This is a genomic window from Shewanella sp. UCD-KL21 (assembly GCF_001957135.1).
In the GTDB taxonomy this organism is placed as follows: Bacteria; Pseudomonadota; Gammaproteobacteria; order Enterobacterales; family Shewanellaceae; genus Shewanella.
Genome location: NZ_MPHK01000008.1, coordinates 146674 through 165475 on the forward strand (window position 1 = coordinate 146674; position 18802 = coordinate 165475).

General features: G+C 41.5%; 12 protein-coding genes. 4 read left to right on the forward strand and 8 right to left on the reverse strand.

The window, feature by feature from the left end:
* Positions 1-261: 261 nt before the first annotated feature.
* From BM739_RS09525 to ackA, 3 genes are all read right to left on the reverse strand, one after another.
* On the reverse strand, positions 262-711 hold the full coding sequence (locus BM739_RS09525; RefSeq protein WP_076539981.1) for a hypothetical protein: 450 nt from the start codon (positions 709-711) through the stop codon (positions 262-264).
* A 962-nt stretch (positions 712-1673) separates the two neighbouring features.
* Positions 1674-3821, reverse strand: coding sequence for a phosphate acetyltransferase (pta, locus tag BM739_RS09530; protein ID WP_076539983.1), 2148 nt, complete (start codon positions 3819-3821; stop codon positions 1674-1676).
* A gap of 71 nt (positions 3822-3892) precedes the next feature.
* On the reverse strand, positions 3893-5092 hold the full coding sequence (gene ackA, locus BM739_RS09535) for an acetate kinase (RefSeq protein WP_076539985.1): 1200 nt from the start codon (positions 5090-5092) through the stop codon (positions 3893-3895).
* Between the two features lie 178 nt (positions 5093-5270).
* Between ackA and yfbV the strand changes: the two genes are divergently transcribed.
* The gene (gene yfbV / locus BM739_RS09540; RefSeq protein WP_076539987.1) at positions 5271-5714 is read left to right on the forward strand and encodes a terminus macrodomain insulation protein YfbV; all 444 of its coding nucleotides are present in this window, start codon (positions 5271-5273) and stop codon (positions 5712-5714) included.
* Between the two features lie 55 nt (positions 5715-5769).
* Here yfbV and pflA read toward each other — a convergent pair whose 3' ends face one another.
* Both pflA and pflB read right to left on the reverse strand, forming a co-directional pair.
* Positions 5770-6501 carry a pyruvate formate lyase 1-activating protein gene (gene pflA / locus BM739_RS09545; RefSeq protein ID WP_076539989.1) on the reverse strand — a complete coding sequence of 244 codons (732 nt, stop codon included), beginning with the start codon at positions 6499-6501 and terminating at the stop codon, positions 5770-5772.
* A gap of 89 nt (positions 6502-6590) precedes the next feature.
* On the reverse strand, positions 6591-8873 hold the full coding sequence (pflB, locus tag BM739_RS09550; protein WP_076539991.1) for a formate C-acetyltransferase: 2283 nt from the start codon (positions 8871-8873) through the stop codon (positions 6591-6593).
* A 531-nt stretch (positions 8874-9404) separates the two neighbouring features.
* Here pflB and focA point away from each other — a divergent pair.
* Positions 9405-10319, forward strand: coding sequence for a formate transporter FocA (gene focA / locus BM739_RS09555; protein ID WP_076539993.1), 915 nt, complete (start codon positions 9405-9407; stop codon positions 10317-10319).
* A gap of 347 nt (positions 10320-10666) precedes the next feature.
* The gene (gene yfcC / locus BM739_RS09560; protein WP_076539995.1) at positions 10667-12193 is read left to right on the forward strand and encodes a putative basic amino acid antiporter YfcC; all 1527 of its coding nucleotides are present in this window, start codon (positions 10667-10669) and stop codon (positions 12191-12193) included.
* A gap of 102 nt (positions 12194-12295) precedes the next feature.
* Here yfcC and BM739_RS09565 read toward each other — a convergent pair whose 3' ends face one another.
* Together BM739_RS09565 and cysK are read right to left on the reverse strand one after the other, a co-directional pair.
* Entirely contained in the window at positions 12296-13372 is a 1077-nt protein-coding gene (locus BM739_RS09565; protein ID WP_076539997.1) for a methyltransferase, read from the reverse strand.
* A gap of 274 nt (positions 13373-13646) precedes the next feature.
* A complete protein-coding gene (cysK, locus tag BM739_RS09570; protein WP_076539999.1) occupies positions 13647-14612 on the reverse strand; it encodes a cysteine synthase A in 966 nt (321 codons plus the stop codon).
* Positions 14613-14969: 357 nt separating this feature from the next.
* Between cysK and BM739_RS09575 the strand changes: the two genes are divergently transcribed.
* Entirely contained in the window at positions 14970-16091 is a 1122-nt protein-coding gene (locus BM739_RS09575) for a beta-ketoacyl-ACP synthase III (RefSeq protein ID WP_076540001.1), read from the forward strand.
* 112 nt (positions 16092-16203) lie between these two features.
* Here the strand turns inward: BM739_RS09575 and BM739_RS09580 are convergent, their stop codons facing one another.
* Positions 16204-18600 carry a carbohydrate binding family 9 domain-containing protein gene (locus BM739_RS09580; protein WP_083698117.1) on the reverse strand — a complete coding sequence of 799 codons (2397 nt, stop codon included), beginning with the start codon at positions 18598-18600 and terminating at the stop codon, positions 16204-16206.
* Positions 18601-18802 lie beyond the last annotated feature (202 nt).

An 18802-nucleotide genomic window follows, 5' to 3' on the forward strand; every position in this document is an offset into this window, starting at 1 on the left:
ACATGCCATGCACCTTACAAACGACCTAAGATTGATAGGAGTTATTATGGAAGTTCATGAATATGATAATGCTTATTACCAAGTAAAAGACGATGTTTTAGAGTCGTTACCTACTGAAGAAGAATAAGCGGATCGAACTAATAGTATTAGCTCTTTCACAAGCATAAAAAAAGCAGCCTCAGCTGCTTTTTTTATGCTTGAAATTGGCGAGTCTAGCTAGCTTAACTCACTCTAGCTAAACTCAGTTTGGCTAAAGTCCGCTTACAGATCAATGCGGCCTTTTTCGGTTAATACGCCAGTGATAGTCCAACTGTTACCGTTTTTGACGAGTTTAATGGTACGGTCATCAACCCACGGGTTGCCGCCTTTTAAGCCTTCCATTTTAACTTTTACATCAACTTCATCGGTAAATTTGCGGAAAAAGTCGATATTGATATCGTCAACACGCATATTAACCTCTGTCATGGACAAGCCCAACACATGGCGCTGTACTGCTGAGGCAATATGGTAATGAGAGATGATATCTTTTAATTCTTGATTGACATAAATCATGGCTTGATTGATATCTCTATCAACATAAATAGCATTAAAGAATCCCAATGATACTTCTTCAGGGGAGAGTGGTTTTTCTAATCGGCCTTGAGGGTTTTGTTCTGAAGGACTGCAGGCACTTAAAAGTAATAGACAGATAATAACAACGATTTTATGCATGATGAGTTGATAAGGTAAAATAAGATGATTGAGTATCGCTATTTAATGGCTCAGACACAAGAATAACGCAAATATTCCAGAAAATATTAAATAGTTCTTGACTGAAAAACACAGCCGTGGCATATCTTAGTAACTCAATACATCGACTGCTATGTATAACTTCATGTTATCCACAAAATCTGTGGACAACTATGTTGAAGACTATAGTCGACCTACGTAACGTTATGAAAATTAACAGTTATTGGTGCTGGTTAAAAAATGACACCTTGATTTTGCCCTCGAATCTTTTTGCTTTTCTCCTGCTTTTATTATCATTTTATCCTTGCATTTGAGTAATAAACCCTTTTAGGTCGTTGAAAATTCGCCCCTTGTTTGATGCTAAAACCCTATGCAGATTCATGTCATAAATGCAGAGTGAATAGCGGCGTTCTTGCTGGGGATATTTAGTGGCTTACAGGCCATAACATACTTTTATTACTCGATGATGTATGACGTGCATGGATGAGCAATTTACTGATAATGGCATAGGGTTTTTACCATAGAAGGTTACTGAGGTATTTTTAAGGCGGTAGCGGTTAATGGCAGGGTATTTGAAGCTGGGGAATTGCGCCCAGCAAGTTGTAAACTAGCCTGCCTGTTAGCTTAAATTGTTAGCTTAAATTGTTAGCTTAAATTGTTAGCTTAAATTGTTAGCTTAAATTGTTGGCTTAAATTGTTGGCTTAAATTGTTGGCTTAAATTGTTGGCTTAAATTGTTGGCTTAAATTGTTAGCTTAAATTGTTAGCTTAAATTGTAGGCTAAAATTTTAGCTTTACAGCCTAGTAAAAGGGCTGTCACTGTTCAGCTTTTGTCATTACGGCTTAGTTTTAAATGAATTTGCCGCAAAAAAAAGCACTAGCGTTAAACGTTAGTGCTTTTCGACTTAAAACTTAGTGCGGCTTACATCGCGCGCCTTAAAGTCATTAAGCTTGTTCGTTTTGTTTAGCTTGAATCGCAGTCAATGCGATGGTGTAAACAATATCATCGACCAATGCGCCGCGTGATAAATCGTTTACTGGTTTGCGCATACCTTGCAGCATTGGGCCAATACTGATCAGGTCTGCACTACGCTGTACCGCTTTGTAAGTCGTATTACCAGTATTTAAGTCTGGGAATACGAATACAGTCGCTTTACCTGCTACAGGGCTGTTAGGCGCTTTAGAACGGGCTACATTCTCCATCACTGCCGCATCATATTGTAATGGACCGTCAATGACTAAGTCAGGGCGTTTTTCTTTCGCGATACGGGTTGCTTCACGTACTTTATCAACATCCGAACCGGTACCTGAAGTACCCGTTGAGTAGCTGATCATGGCAACGCGTGGCTCAATACCAAATGCAGCAGCAGATTCAGCTGATTGAATGGCAATATCTGCTAATTGATCAGGGTTTGGATCTGGGTTAATCGCACAGTCACCATAAACAAGTACTTGATCAGGCATCAACATAAAGAAGATAGATGACACTAAGCTTGAGCCCGGCGCAGTTTTAATTAACTGCAGCGGTGGGCGAATGGTATTGGCGGTGGTATTCACGGCGCCAGAAACGATACCGTCAACTTCATCTTGTGCCAGCATCATGGTGCCTAACACCATGTTATCTTCTAACTGCTCTTTAGCAACAACTTCAGTGAGGCCTTTGTGACGACGTAAATCAAGCATACCTTCTACATAGCGCTCACGTGCTTGCAGTGGTTCGATGATTTGTACGCCTTCACCTAATACTACATCTTGTGATGCAGCAATACGTTGAATTTCTTCAGCATTACCTAAAAGTACACAACGGGCAATGCCACGTTCAGCACAAATAGCGGCAGCTTTAATGGTTCTTGGCTCTTCACCTTCAGGCAGAACAATAGTCTTTTTCGCAGCGCGAGCAAGTTCAGTTAACTTGTATCTAAATGCTGGTGGCGATAAACGATGCTCTCTTGGCGAGTTTTCAGTAACGCTTTCAATCCAGCTTTGATCAATATGACTGGCAACATATTCTTGAACGTAGTCAATACGCACAGCGTCATCAACCGGCACTTCATGGTCAAAACGTTGAATATTAAGCGATGTTTGCCATGTGTTACTGTCGACTAGGAATACGGGTAATCCTGTGTCAAAGGCACGTTCACACAATGCCATGACTTCTGGTTCAGGCTCGTAACCACCAGTCAGTAATAAGGCACCAATTTTCACGCCGTTCATGGCGGCAAGACAGGCTGCGACAATCACGTCAGAGCGATCGCCAGAGGTGACCAATAATGAGTCGGTGCGCATATGAGTAACCATGTTTGGAATACTACGGGCACAGAAGGTCACTTTACGTAAACGACGGGTGTTCATTTCACCGGCATTGATGATTTTAGCATGTAAATGCTTGGCTAAATCAGATGCACGCGGAGACACTAAGTCCAAGTTATATGGCACGCTACCTAAAATGCGTAGTGGGCTCTTACCTGGCAGTTGGAACATCGCTGATGAATCAGCTTTGTTAATGTCGGTGTGATCAAATATCTCTGATAAGTCAGGACGTGTTGCGCCTTCTTCATCAACAGGTGCACCAATTTTATTGATGATAGAACCAATAAGACGTTTGTTTTTAACGCCGCCCCAAGAGTTATAAGCGATTTCTAAGCGGTTCATTAGACCGTTAGGTGAATCGTTACCTGGAGTTGCGATGAAAATGATATCCGCATCTAATGCTTTAGCAATTTCAAAGTTAATGTCGTCTGAGAAAGGGTGGTTACGCGTTGGCACTAAACCTTCAATAACGATGGTCTCAGTGTTTGATGCACATTCACTCGCGCGAGCAATGATTTGCTCCATAAGTACATCAATTTGCTCTGAACGGATCAGGTTCTCAGCATGTTCCATTGAAAATGGCTCAAGCGGGTTAACCGTTGGCGAATGACTTAAAATGGTGGTTGAACGTTCAGGGCCAGTATCGCCGTTACGGATTTGCGCGATAGGCTTGAAAAATTGAACCTTAACACCTTTGCGCTCTAAGGCACGTACCATCCCAAGGCTTAATGAGGTTAAACCTACACCGGTACCGATTGGAATTAACATGATATTACGAGACATAAAAACCTCTAATATAAATTGAACAAAGCCTGTTTAATAACAGGCTTTAAAAAGAATTAAGCATTTAACGATTAAGCAGTGATCAGCTTGATTGCATCTTCTGCGATAACCCATTCTTCGTTAGTTGGGATAACCATCGCCACAGTGCTGCCTTCTTCAGTGATAACGCCTTCATTACCGAAACGCGCTGCAGTGTTCTTTTCTGCATTCACTTGGAAGTTGAAAATTTGCAGCATGTTAAGTACTTTTTCACGGATGACATCTGAGTTTTCACCGATACCACCAGTGAAAATAACAGCATCTAAACGGCCCAATGGCACAGTGTAAGAAGCAATGTACTTAGCTAAACGGTAGCAGAAAATCTCTAATGCTAAGGTTGCGCCTTTATGGCCGTCTTTATAACCGTCTTCAATACCGCGGCAGTCGTTAGTCAGCTCTGAAATACCTAATAAACCACTTTGCTTATTGATTAAGTTATTAACTTCATCAAGGGTGTAACCTAATTGGTTTACTAAATGGAACACGATTGAAGGATCCATATCGCCACAACGAGTACCCATTACTAGGCCTTCAAGTGGTGTTAGACCCATTGAAGTATCAACGCTTTTTCCGCCTTTAATGGCTGTAACTGATGCGCCATTACCCAGGTGAGCAACGATAACATTAGTATCGGCAACGTCTTTGTTTAATACTTTAGCGGCTTCGCGGCTAACAAATAAGTGGCTAGTACCGTGCATACCATAACGACGAATACCATGTTCACGGTATAATTTGTAAGGAAGCGCATAAACGTAAGCACGCTCAGGCATGGTTTGGTGGAACGCTGTATCAAATACCGCAACTTGTGGAAGTTTTGGGAATGATGCAATAGCAGCGCGAATACCAATTAAATGTGCAGGGTTATGCAGTGGTGCCAGTGATGCACAGTCTTCGATACCTTTGATCACATCTTCAGTGATGATCACTGAACGAGAGTATTTCTCACCGCCATGAACAATACGATGACCAATTGCTTGGATTTGAGCAGCAAGTTCTGGCTGACCTGCAAGAATATCTTTAACAATAAATTCAACCGCTTCACGGTGAGCAGTAAATGCGCCTAAACTTGCTTCATTTTTAGCGCCGTTTACTTTCCATTTAATACGTGAATCTTCTAAACCGAAACATTCCGCAAGACCAGAGATATAATCATCACCTGAAACGGCATCAATAACGGCAAATTTTAAAGAAGAGCTACCACAGTTGAGAACCAATACGAGTTTTTCTGACATGTTGAGACCTTTATAATCTAAGCGAACAAAATTTTAAATTGATGTGAAACGGTGTTATTTCAACTATCAATCATAGTTAATGATTTACAAATCAGCCGATAAATTTAGCTGAAATTTGGGGCTAAATAGGGCTGTGTGCTATTGTGCATGTATCTATTAATTGATTTAGGGCATACCGTTGAACGTAAAAGTATTCAAAATCATCGGCGATGGTCGACGTTATATGAAAACGTGGCCAATGATCCGACAACTTGGGTTTTATTTCCCTGAATACCGCGTTGTAAGGGCAACCCATTTAGGCATCATGTTTATGCCTTTTTTTGCTATTTTGGCTGCAATGAGCCAAGTGTATGTCAATGGATGGGCGTTTTTGCCCCAAGCCATTGCCATTTTATTATTCTTTATCAGCTTACCTGTTCAAGGCTTGCTGTGGTTGGGCTGGCGTGCAAGGCACCCATTGCCACTGACCTTATTTGATTGGGGTAACCAACTTAGTGCAAAGCTAACCGCAATGGGTATTAGCAATAAACCGTTGGGCCCTAAAGCGTGTTACTTAGATATGGCAGTGATTTTAAAAGTGGCCTTTGACCGTTTAGATCGCAGTTACTGGGAAGAGCTATAGCCTTCAAGGTTTACACACTTTAAAAATGACTGAGATAATCGTAAGTTAGCGAAACTTAATAATTGGCACTTATACCACGCTCGACGAATACCGCTTTAATGGCTTCCATCGTTTCTTTACTTGGCGGCTCTACACCTTCTAACGGATAGGTTTCACCGAAAGCTTCCCACTTATGGGTACCAAGCTGGTGGTAGGGCAGTAATTCAACTTTCTCAACGTTTGTCATCGGCTTGATAAAATCTGCCAAGGCAATGGCTGAGTCAATATCTTCAGTAAAACCGTTAACCACTACATATCTAATCCAAGTTTTTTGCTGACGCTTGGCAAGGTGCTGTGCAAATTGCAGTGTGCGTTGGTTACTCACTTTGGTTAAATCGATATGTTTGGCATCATTCATTTGCTTGATATCAAGCAATACTAAGTCGGTGTTATCGAGTAGTTCATCGATAATCGGCGTGTATTTTCGAACGAAACCATTGGTATCGAGACAGGTATGCAAATCGTTTTGTTTACAAGCTTTAAAGAGCTCGTTTACGAAATCCGCTTGAAGAATCGCTTCTCCACCGGTTGCAGTGACGCCACCTGATTTTAAGAAAGGTTTGTAGCTGATGATTTGGCTCATGAGTTCATCAACAGTGACCTCTTTACCACCATCTAAATCCCAAGTGTCACGGTTATGGCAGTATTGACATTTCATTAAGCAGCCTTGCATAAAGGCAACGAAACGAATGCCTGGGCCATCAACTGTGCCAAAAGATTCGATTGAGTGAATGCGACCTGTGGTCATGAGAACTCCGAACAAACAAATGAAAAAAAGGTTGTGCTAATTAGCAATAGTGACATTACTTATATTAGCACAACCGATTTTAGTTGATATTACATGCTTTTAGTAAAGGTACGTGTAATAACATCTTGTTGCTGTTCAGGTGTTAACGCATTGAAACGTACCGCATAACCAGAAACACGAATGGTTAGTTGTGGGTATTTTTCAGGGTTAACAATCGCGTCTTCCAGCATTTCGCGGTTCATGACGTTAACGTTTAAGTGTTGACCACCTTCACTGTTAGCGTTGCTCATGAAGTAACCATCCATCAATGATGCAAGGTTAGCACGACGTCCTTCTTCATCTTTACCTAGTGCATTTGGCACGATAGAGAAAGTATAAGAAATACCGTCTTGTGCGTGAGCAAATGGCAGTTTAGCGACTGATGTTAATGAAGCGATTGCGCCATTTTCATCACGACCATGCATTGGGTTAGCACCCGGAGCAAATGGTGCGCCAGCTGGACGACCGTCAGGTGTAGTACCTGTTTTCTTACCGTATACAACGTTAGAAGTAATAGTAAGGATAGACTGTGTTGGGATCGCGTTACGGTACATTTTCATGGTACGGATCTTAGCCATGAAACGTTCAACTAAGTCACAAGCGATGTCATCTACACGTGGGTCATTGTTACCAAATTTTGGATATTCACCAGAAATATCAAAATCAATTGCAATGCCGTCTTCGTCACGGATTGGTTTAACAGTACCGTATTTAATTGCAGATAGTGAATCAGCTGCAATTGAAAGACCGGCAATACCACATGCCATAGTACGACGTACGTCACGGTCATGTAATGCCATTAATGATGCTTCGTATGAATACTTGTCATGCATGTAATGGATAGAGTTAAGTGCTGTCACATATTGTGTCGCTAACCAATCCATTAAGCCGTCTAAACGACCCATAACATCATCAAATTCTAATACTTCTGATGTAATTGCATCTGCTTTAGGTGCAACTTGGATTTTCAGTTTTTCATCAACACCGCCATTGATAGCGTAAAGCATGGTTTTCGCTAAGTTGGCACGTGCGCCGAAGAACTGCATGTGTTTACCCACAATCATTGGGCTAACACAACAAGCAATTGCGTAATCATCTGATTCGAAATCAGGACGCATTAAGTCATCGTTTTCGTACTGGATTGAGCTAGTATCGATTGATACTTTTGCACAGTAGTTTTTGAAACCTTGTGGCAGCTCATTTGACCATAATACGGTAATGTTTGGCTCAGGGCTTGGGCCCATGTTGTAAAGCGTGTGTAAGAAACGGAAGCTTGATTTAGTTACCAAAGTACGACCGTCTAAACCCATACCTGCAATTGATTCAGTTGCCCAAATTGGGTCGCCTGAGAACAATTCATCGTATTCAGGAGTACGTAAGAAACGCACCATACGAAGTTTCATTACGAAATGGTCAACCATTTCTTGTGCTTGTTCTTCAGTGATAACGCCGTTAGCGATGTCACGTTCAACGAAGATATCGATGAAAGTAGAAGTACGGCCCAATGACATTGCTGCGCCATTTTGGCTTTTAACAGCTGCAAGGTAACCAAAGTAAGTCCACTGGATAGCTTCTTTTGCATTAGTCGCAGGAAGAGAAATATCACAGCCGTATTTAGCGGCCATTTTCTTGATTTGACCCAATGCACGATGTTGCTCTGCAATTTCTTCACGCAGTTGCATTGTGTAAGTTAAATCTTCGCCAGCTTCAAAACCTGCTTGAAGTGAAGAGAACTGAGCGTATTTATCTTGCATTAGGTAGTCAATACCGTAAAGCGCGATACGACGGTAATCACCAATGATACGACCACGGCCATATGCATCAGGTAAACCGGTTAAAATACCAGACTTACGACAAGCCATAATTTCAGGAGTATAAATGTCGAATACACCTTGGTTATGGGTTTTACGTAATTCAGAATAAGTGTATTTAACGTCTGCGTTTAATTCGCGGCCATAAGCTTTACAAGAGCCTTCAACCATACGAATACCACCATTTGGTAGCATTGAACGCTTAAGCGGCGCATCTGTTTGCAAACCAACGATAGTTTCTAAATCTTTATTGATGTAACCAGCATCATGAGAAGTAATGGTCGAAACCATTTCTGTGTCGAAATCAACAGGTGCGTGAGTGGCATTTTCTTGCTTGATGCCAACCATCACTTTTTCCCAAAGTGATTCAGTCGCTGCGGTTGCGCCAGCTAGGAAAGATTCATCACCTTCATATGGGTTGTAGTTTTTCTGAATAAAGTCACGAACGTTGACTTCTGTTTTCCAGTCGCCAGCTTCAAAACCTTGCCACGCATTTGCAAATAACTCTGTTTTATCGGTCATGGTAATTTACCTTCTCGTCAATTAACTGCTGCTGAACTGCGACTTGATGTTAGTTGATGTCTATTACAAACAAGTTAGCAGAACAAAAATTGAGATCCCTATTGATGGATGATCGCAAGGGCATCTAATCCGTTGGCTTAACCGTTATCATAATAGCGATTAAGCTAAATTTCCCATTTATCTAAATTGGTAAGACCAATTTACCCTGCAAAGATTAACATAGCTTTGGGTTAACTTCACTTAAAAAAATAAAATTTGGCTATGTGAACAGTGAAACTGTTAAGTGCTTAACAGTTTTTGAGCAAAAAGTTTTTTATTTAATCAATTGGGTCTACTCTTGCTGACCTTTTGCAAGCTTACTGTGGTTGCCTGCTTAGCCCTATATTGCTTGCTATACTGATTTATAGCACCTTTTAGAAAAGCTGATACTTAATTAGTGGCTGTTAATCTAACTTAGTTATGTTGCTGGTTGATTTTTAATCTTTATTCTTGGTCATACCAATTTAATTTATAGTTCTACTCGGGGTTTTTATGAAAAATTCATCTGGCGATCAACAGCAAACTGCTGCTACGCCAACCACCTTCCAAAATGCTGAAGCATTTGGTTTAGCTAAAGTTGCTAAAAGCCCTTGGCAATCATTTATATTATCGATATTTGCCGGTGCATTTATTGCGATTGCCTTTGTGTTTTACATTACAGTGACTAACGGCAGTACTATGGGCTGGGGCATGACACGCTTTATTGGCGGTATTGCCTTTAGCTTAGGATTAATTTTAGTGGTGGTGTGCGGCACTGAGTTATTCACCAGTACAGTGTTAACCTCAATCCCTTGGGCGCAGAAAAAAGTCAAAACAACAACCCAATTACGTTGTTGGGCCAGAGTTTATGCGGGCAATTTAGTCGGCGCACTGTTGATGGTGTTTCTGATCATGAGTGCGCGCATGTTTGAACTCAATGATGGGCAATGGGGGCTAAGTGCAATGAAGCTTGCACAGCACAAAATTCATCACACTTGGTCACAAGCATTTACCTTAGGTATTTTATGTAACATGTTAGTGTGTTTAGCGGTGTGGATGACTTTTGCTACCAAAGATATTCTGACGAAATCCTTACTGATGATCCTGCCTGTAGCCATGTTTGTTAGCAGCGGTTTTGAGCATAGTATCGCCAACATGTTTATGGTGCCAATTGGGATTGCTATCCATTCATTTGCCCCGGATAGTTTTTATGTCGCACTTAACCTAGACCCGCAACAATTTGCCGATCTCACTGTGAGTAACTTTGTGTTTCATAACCTGATCCCTGTAACCTTAGGTAATATAGTGGGTGGCGGGGTGTTTGTTGGCATCGGCTTTTGGTTAGTTGAGCAAGGGAAATTAACCCTTGGCACTGACGGTGCAAGCCATGGCACTATTACAAGCCGTGTTGAGCCTAAAAACGATTAAGTATTGTAGAGGGGCTGCATAGAACTGCAGTCAGTCTTACTGTTAACGCCCAGCCTTTGCTGGGCGTTTTTGTAGCTAGCCATTGTTACCAAAGCAATTTCAAACTCAGCAGCGTTTGATATCAAGCACTAATATAATCAGGCTGTTATTGTTGACGGCTTTTTATTCGATTTTACTTTTTTAATAACAAACTAATATGCGTTAAGGCTACTTTTTAGGCGCTAATATATTGTTAAGTTGCCATTTTTAGATATTTTAACTAAAAGTCTGCAATATTTAAGACTATTTAAATGCTAGTATTTTATAAATAAATCCTACCTGATAATAACAATAACAGCGGTAATGAAATGTTAGAGCAACAAATAGCCAGTAATCCCTCCAAAACAACCAAAGCAATGCCTGATACCTTAGTGATCATATTCTTTGTTGCCTTTGCGGCAGCACTGTTGACCTATGTGGTACCCATTGGCTCCTTTACCACCCAAGAGGCGCATTATGTTGTCGATGGTGTGGAAAAGACACGCAGCGTTGTCGACCCTAATTCGTTTAGCTATGCCACAGATGAACAAGGTGAGCCACTACTTAGCCCAATGGGGCTATTTAAAGGCGATGGCGGCATGGGCTTTTTTAACTTCGCCTTTGAAGGATTAGTTTCTGGCTCTAAGTGGGGCAGTGCCATTGGCGTGATCATGTTCATGTTAGTGATCGGCGGCTCATTTGGGGTAGTGATGGCCACTGGCACCATTGATAACGGTATTTTGCGTTTAATTGATAAAACCAAGGGTAATGAGCAGTTATTTATTCCGGTTATCTTTAGTTTATTTTCTTTAGGCGGGGCGGTTTTTGGTATGGGCGAAGAGGCAATCGCCTTTGCAATTATTATTTGCCCGTTAATGATCCGCCTTGGCTATGACGGTATATGTACCGTGATGGTGACTTACGTTGCCACACAAATTGGTTTTGCCAGCTCGTGGATGAACCCATTTAGTGTGGCGATTGCTCAAGGCATTTCAGGGGTACCGGTATTATCTGGAGCCGGGGTGCGCTTTGGGCTTTGGGTTGGCTTTACCCTCATTGGTATTATTTTTACCATGCGCTACGCCAGTAAAATTCAAAAGCAACCCAGCTTGTCGTTTAGTTTTCATAGTGATCAGTATTTTAGAGATAATCAGCAAGGAACAGTAAAAGACAGTCGCTTTAATGTTGGTGACATATTGGTATTGCTAACCATTGCCGCAACCATAGGCTGGGTTATCTGGGGCGTGATTGCTCATGCGTGGTTTATTCCTGAAATTGCCAGCCAGTTTTTTACCATGGGCATTGTGGTCGGTATCATCGGCATTTTGTTCAACCTAAACGGCTTAACCATGAATAAAGTCGCCCAAAGCTTTAAGCAGGGCGCAGGCACCATGCTAGAGCCCGCACTATTAGTGGGTTTAGCTTCTGGTATTTTATTATTAATTGGCGGTGGCGGGGCAACAGAACCGAGCGTACTCAACAGTATTTTACACAGTGCAGGTAGCGTGATTGGCCAGCTACCGAATGCCTTATCTGCTTGGTTTATGTTGTTATTCCAGTCGGTATTTAATTTCTTCGTTACTTCCGGCTCAGGCCAAGCGGCGTTAACCATGCCATTGATGGCGCCACTGGCAGATCTTGTGGGTGTGACTCGTCAAGTATCAGTACTGGCGTTTCAGTTAGGCGATGGCTTTACCAATGTGTTAGTGCCGACTTCAGCGTCATTGATGGCGACTTTAGGGGTATGCCGAGTGGATTGGGGTGATTGGCTTAAGTTTATTTGGCGCTTTATGGTGGCGCTAATGGTGCTTTCGAGCATTGCAGTGATTACGGCGCATTACTTCGGCTTTAGTTAACGTAAGTCGTTAGGCAAACCATAAAAAACGGCATCAATATATTGATGCCGTTTTTCTTTTATTGTGCTAACTACTGAGCTAAGTGATTAACTGTAAAATTGACTAACAAGGCTTTTTCTTACAGAAAAATAGGGTATGACCTAGTCCGATGTTATCGATATCTTCATCTACATAAAGACCCGCTTCACTGATCATTTTTAGCATATCTTTACTGTGATACATGCGGCTATTACCATTCGCTATTGCAGTAAAATATAGTGAGGTGGCGTTAACACAGTAGGCACCTGCTTCATAAGGCTGTCTGTCCCAATAGGTCTCTAAAATACACAACTCGCTATCAGGGCGCATTGCAGCAGCGGCGCGCTTTAAAATAGTGATAATTTGTTGTTTGGAAAAACAATCTAAGAACTGGCTCATCCAATATAAATCAGCGTGTTGATAAAAAGGTTTTTCACTATCAAGCAAGTCGGTTTCAAGCGGATGCACTCGATCGGCAACCTTATTTATTTTGGCATTTTCCATCGCGACATTTAATTGACCTGGCAAGTCCATAATGGTGATGTTGACTTGATCATCATAGCCAGTGCAAGCAAACGCCCATTTACCAGTATTGCCACCCACATCAACAATATGTTGTGGTTTAGAGCGAAAGATCAATGGTAAAAGACTATCAAAAGCATGATCGGAGTAATAATGGTCAAACTCAAACCAGCTACGCTTTACTTGCTCAGGTAATTGGCTCAATCCCGGATAAATGGTGTCCCAATCACCAAGGTATTTTAGCCCTTCAGCTTTACCATTACGAAGTGATGCTTCCAATTCAAATAAACCTTGGTAACAAACATCGTGAATAAAATTTAGATTCTTAGCTGCCATATCGTCATGCAATAAGAAATGTCTGGTTTTATCTAGGCGGTAAAGTTCATCTTTACACCAAAGCAGCCCCATACTCAGGCCCATATCAAGCAATACATGAATTGCATACTCAGACACATCAGCATCATCGACTAACTGCGCTAAGCTAATACCTTGATCGCCAGCAGCATCAATTTGTGCTAGTAGACCGAATTGACTGAGGCAACGGGCCACTTGAAAACTAACTGGTGCGAAAGCAATTTTTTGTGCTTCAAATTTAGCATCGTAGGCGGATATTTTTTTAGGGGATTGATAAAAAGACATAGAATGGAGATTGCTCTAGCAGCAGGGAAAAAAGTGCATCGATATTAGCAAACACGATTAAATAAGAGTTTGATCTAGCTCTAGATGTTGAGTTTTTTAATCACAAGTTTAGCCAAGATATACATTTTTGAGACACAAGACATCGATGTAGCGGAGCGTTGAATGAAAACTGACTTTTATGAAGAGATTTTCGTTTGTTTAAGCCAATAAAAAGCTCTGCGAATGCAGAGCTTTTAAAGTGTTTAGCGTTTTAGCAATCAAAAACTAAATATGATTACTGCACGTTCTCGCTGTCGCTAAATTCGCCAGCAAATAATGCTGATGATAAGTAACGCTCTGCAGCAGAAGGCAAAATAACAACAATATTTTTGCCTGCATACTCAGGTAGTTCAGCAATACGATTCGCTGCAACTACAGCTGCACCAGAAGAAATACCCACTAAGATACCTTCTTCTTTCATTAAGCGGCGCGCCATATCAATTGCATCTTCATTGCTAACGGCTTGCACAAGATCAACCAAATCTAAATCTAAGTTGCCAGGGATGAAACCTGCGCCAATACCTTGAATTTTATGTGGCCCAGGTTGAAGTGGCTCACCTGCTTTAGCTTGAGCAATAACTTGTGAATCAACTGGCTCAACTGCCACAGAGACAATGTCTTTGTTCTGACTTTTTAAGTAACGGCTCACACCGGTAATAGTACCGCCCGTACCAACACCTGCTACGAATACATCGACTTTACCATCGGTGTCATTCCAGATTTCTGGGCCTGTGGTTTTTTCATGAATTTCTGGGTTAGCAGGGTTACTGAATTGACCAAGAATAAGGTACTTTTCAGGATCTGATAAACGAATTTCTTCTGCTTTATCAATTGCGCCTTTCATGCCTTTAGCGCCTTCAGTTAACACAAGGTTAGCACCTAATGCTTTTAGTAATTTGCGGCGCTCAAGGCTCATGGTATTTGGCATAGTAAGTGTTAGCTGGTAACCGCGCGCGGCAGCAACATAAGCCAGTGCAATACCGGTATTACCTGAGGTTGGCTCAACTAATTCGATACCAGCTTTTAGGGTACCTTTCTTTTCGGCATCCCAAATCATGTTGGCACCGATACGACATTTAACGCTGAAACTTGGATTGCGTGCTTCTATTTTTGCTAGCACATTACCATTGCTTACTCGATTAAGGCGCACTAGTGGGGTATTACCTAGCGTATATGAATTGTCTTCGTAAATGTTGCTCATGGTTTAGCTCCTTGTTTGCATTGTCTAATGATAATCGGTTTAGGTGGCTTTAACAGTGACAGTTAGTTATTCGTTATTCCTTTTAGTTATTAAAGTAAACTCTACTATAATAATAAAGCATCTTCTTAATTAACAATCATTTACTTTTGCTGCAACAGTTAAGCACATTATAACTCGCTTAGATGGTCAGACCTTTAGCAAATCGTCAATTAGTGCTTAGCGAAAATGCCAGAACCCAATAGACTTGTTTTAATTGTAAAATTTTCCCCGTATTAGCCTGATGACCAAAAGTTAGCAGTATGGCAATGTCGAAGTGGGAAACTTGTTACTCCCCAATACCTTAATGGCGGATATAATATGAACAAAGTGGTGATTTCAGGAAGTGGACTTTACACCCCACCCCATAGCATTAGTAATGAAGAGCTGGTAACAAGCCTTAATAGTTACGTCGACCAATATAACAGCCAGCATGCCAGCTCAATCGCGAATGGTGAGCTAAACGCATTAGCCCACTCATCAGCAGAATTTATCGAAAAAGCCTCAGGAATTAAGCAGCGTTATGTGATGGTCAAAGAGGGCATTTTAGACACAAACATCATGATGCCTTTGATAAAAGACCGCCCAAGTACTGAATTATCTATGCAGGCTGAAATGGGTATCGCGGCGGCGAATAAAGCCTTAGCTCAGGCTAAACTGCTCGCCAGTGACATTGACTTAGTGATTGTTGCCTGCGCTTATACTCAGCGCTCATACCCTGCAATCGCCATCGAAATTCAGCAAGCCATGGGCACAAAGGGCTTTGCCTATGACATGTTGGTGGCGTGTTCGTCAGCCACGTTTTCCATAGTCAATGCCGTCAATGCGGTGCAGTCAGGTACAGCGTCTAGGGTATTGGTGATCAACCCTGAAATATGTTCGCCGCAGGTTAATTATCGCGATCGCGATAGCCACTTTATTTTTGGCGATGTCGCCACCGCTGTGGTGGTTGAAAAAGCGAACAATGCGCACACCGAGTTTGCTTTTAATGTGTTGTCGAGCAAATGCGTGACTGATTACTCTAATAATATCCGCAGTAACTTTGGTCATATGAATCGTTGTGATCCTCTCAATGCTAACAGCAGTGATAAGTTGTTCCATCAACAAGGGCGTAAGGTATTTAAAGAGTTGCTGCCGATGATTTATCAGCATTTAGACAAGCAACTCGAACAAGAGCTGATACAAGCCAATGAATTTAAACGCTTGTGGTTACATCAAGCCAATATCAATATGAATCAGTTTGTGGTGCGTAAACTGCTCGGTGACAATGTGGATGCAGCGCAGGCACCAGTGGTATTAGATGAATACGCAAACACGGCTTCTGCGGGATCGATTATAGCTTTTAATAAATATAATCAGGACTTTAAAACTGGTGATTTAGGTCTGCTTTGCTCGTTTGGAGCAGGCTACTCTGTTGGCAGTATTATTTTAGAGAAAACCTAATTTTAACTGTGTGTACTTTCAGCTAAATCAAAAAGACTGCCAAGGCAGTCTTTTTGATCATCAATGGGTAAAACCTTGAGTAACTAAGCAACTAACGGCTAGCAACTAACAGCTAGAGCAACCAGGCATAACTTACTTTCATAAAGTAGGTTTTATCTTTTTGGGTTAATGAATCGATTTCATCGGTAGCGATCAAGCCGTCAGAGTAACCCAGATAAAATACACTTTGTGGATTTAGCTTATAGCCATATAAAATTTCATTGCCTAAATTCTGACTTTGCTTATTCGGCGATTGGTATTGATATAAACTTGGATCGCGCTCAATATCGGTATAGACACTGCTTAAACGTAAAAAGCTATTTAAGCTGATTTGCCAATTGAGACGTAAATCAGTCAGGTTAGCGGTAAACAAAGTACCTTCATCAACATCAAGGGTTTGGTAGCGATGATTCACATCTAAGATGATTGACTCAGTCACCTTCCACTCCACCGCCGGGTTAAACATAGTCACAGTCGCCGCACGGTCGTTGGCGTAATCAATATCATCGCCGTAGTTCATATCAATTTCTAATTTTAGTGACTCTATGGGGGTAAAGTTGGCATACAACCAATTGAAATTAATATCGTACATGGTGGTATTACCATCAATGGCCAATGTTGAGCCATCAAGGCGTCTACCTACGCGGTCCTTGTGAACAAAACCGGTTGATATATAACTTTGTAAACCGCCGTTAAATTCAATATACACCTCAGCTTCTTGTTCAATTTTTTCATTATTTTGATTGTGGGTAATGTCCCAATCGCCGCCAAATACCACTTTGTTGAAAAAGTTTTCCATTGGGTACCAAACATAATTACCGCCGGCGACAAACTTACTGGCATCAATTCGGTCAATAAAACCTAAGTCAGCTCTAAAGTCTTCACCAATGGATTCATAACGGCTAAAGGCGCGCCAGTTACGACGTATATGGTCATAGCTTAACCGGTACATACTGTCGGAAAAGTTATCTTGCTTGTTGGTGCGCAGTACGCGTTCGTTATATTCACAATTACCCAACTCACAGCTTTGTGGCGGGGCGCTGCAATCCTCGCCTTGGCAAAACTGCTGAAATAAGTCATCAGGGTATTGCGTGTCTGAAAATACATATTGCCCGGTAAAGGTATCTTGCTCAGTGGGCTGATACTTGATATCAACACTGGCAATATAGTTATGGTAATTCTCAGAGGTTTTAGCGGTAACCAGGCCACCAAAAGAGAGCTTTTTGTTGGGGTCAAAGCGGTACCTTGCGGCAAGGTTATAGCTTTCTTCATCAATACTGGCGATATCTGAACTTAAGTTACCCGGGATTAAAAACTGGGTGCTTTCGTCATTAGCCGCTAACACAGCTAAAGTATGATCATCAGTTTTACTGGTAAGCTTTAGCCCATAATCAGGCGAGGCAATATTACGAGTGTGCAATAGGCTTAATTGGGTATCAAAATAATCTTTGTTATCTAAAAAGAAAGCACGTTTTTCTGGATAAAACAGCGCAAAGGTATTGTTAACATCTAGCTGACCAGAATCGGCTTCTACTTGGGAAAAGTCAGGATTAATCGTGGCATTTAATAGAGTGGTGGGGGTAATGCCCCAACGTAAATCTAGCCCTGCTTCAATGTGATTATCATCTTCCCAAGGCTGATTTGGAACAAGCTCTCGTTGATTATTACTGGTTGCCACCACTGATGGCGTGATTTGAATGTCTTTACCTTGTTTAGCGCCAGCAAGCCCTGTTACGGTGCCGAGCTGGCATAATTGACATGACACATTACGATCAATTTTATGGCTTGATATACGGTGGGTTTCATTTCTTGGGTAAAAACGAATTAACTCAATGCCCCAAGTTTGCAGGTCTTTATTGTCATCAAAGTTAAATAGTCTTAATGGCAGCTCTAATTCAACTTGATAACCTTGGGCTGTGATCTGACCGCTGGCATACCAAATGCCATCCCAAGCATCACTTTCTTCACCTGTTAGCTCGTTTTCAATGGAGTCATTTTGAACCCCATAAGGGTTGATAAAAAACTGATAGGCAAGGCGAGCATTATTAAAGGTGTCGAGCTTAATACCGACTTGATCATCACCCCATGAGCTATCACGGTCTCGAAGATTGCTGCGGATCTGTTCAGGGTTTGGGTCATTAGCTAAAAAGGCAACAAACAAACTGGTTTCTGTGGCAAAGATTTTTGCTTCCGTGCTAACGGGGGCGGCAATATTTTCACCCGGTGAGGTTTCATATTTAAGCTGCATAGTGGCAGCTTGTTGCCACTGTGGCTCATTCAACTCGCCATCGATTTCTACAGCCTCGGATAAGGTTGGAATCGCAATATTAAATTGACTTGCATCACCAGCGATAACAGAAGCAGGGAGCAGAAAAGTGCTAAAAAACGCGCTTAAAATAGCTGCGCTTCTAATGGTGGAATGTGATAGAAACAAAGGTGTTGTCAGGTATTTATTCACAATATTTCTCATGATGGATCTGTAACTTATTGTTAGTTTGCGAGATTGTCGCAGAAAGTCATACTAAAGTCGTTAATTTTATGTGATTAAAATGTTTTTATTTGTTGCTGATTTTGAGGCGGTTGAGTTTACAGGCTTGGGTTAAAGACTTAAGTTTTAGAGCTTGAGTTAAAGACTTGAGTTTAAAGGCTTAGCTTGAGGGCTTGAAATTAAC

Coding starts and splice junctions, on each gene's coding strand:
- BM739_RS09525 (WP_076539981.1), bottom strand. CDS start 711: ATGCATAAAATCGTTGTTATTATCTGTCTATTACTTTTAAGTGCCTGC.
- pta (WP_076539983.1), bottom strand. CDS start 3,821: ATGTCTCGTAATATCATGTTAATTCCAATCGGTACCGGTGTAGGTTTA.
- ackA (WP_076539985.1), bottom strand. CDS start 5,092: ATGTCAGAAAAACTCGTATTGGTTCTCAACTGTGGTAGCTCTTCTTTA.
- pflA (WP_076539989.1), bottom strand. CDS start 6,501: ATGACCACAGGTCGCATTCACTCAATCGAATCTTTTGGCACAGTTGAT.
- pflB (WP_076539991.1), bottom strand. CDS start 8,873: ATGACCGATAAAACAGAGTTATTTGCAAATGCGTGGCAAGGTTTTGAA.
- focA (WP_076539993.1), top strand. CDS start 9,405: ATGAAAAATTCATCTGGCGATCAACAGCAAACTGCTGCTACGCCAACC.
- yfcC (WP_076539995.1), top strand. CDS start 10,667: ATGTTAGAGCAACAAATAGCCAGTAATCCCTCCAAAACAACCAAAGCA.
- BM739_RS09565 (WP_076539997.1), bottom strand. CDS start 13,372: ATGTCTTTTTATCAATCCCCTAAAAAAATATCCGCCTACGATGCTAAA.
- cysK (WP_076539999.1), bottom strand. CDS start 14,612: ATGAGCAACATTTACGAAGACAATTCATATACGCTAGGTAATACCCCA.
- BM739_RS09575 (WP_076540001.1), top strand. CDS start 14,970: ATGAACAAAGTGGTGATTTCAGGAAGTGGACTTTACACCCCACCCCAT.
- BM739_RS09580 (WP_083698117.1), bottom strand. CDS start 18,600: ATGAGAAATATTGTGAATAAATACCTGACAACACCTTTGTTTCTATCA.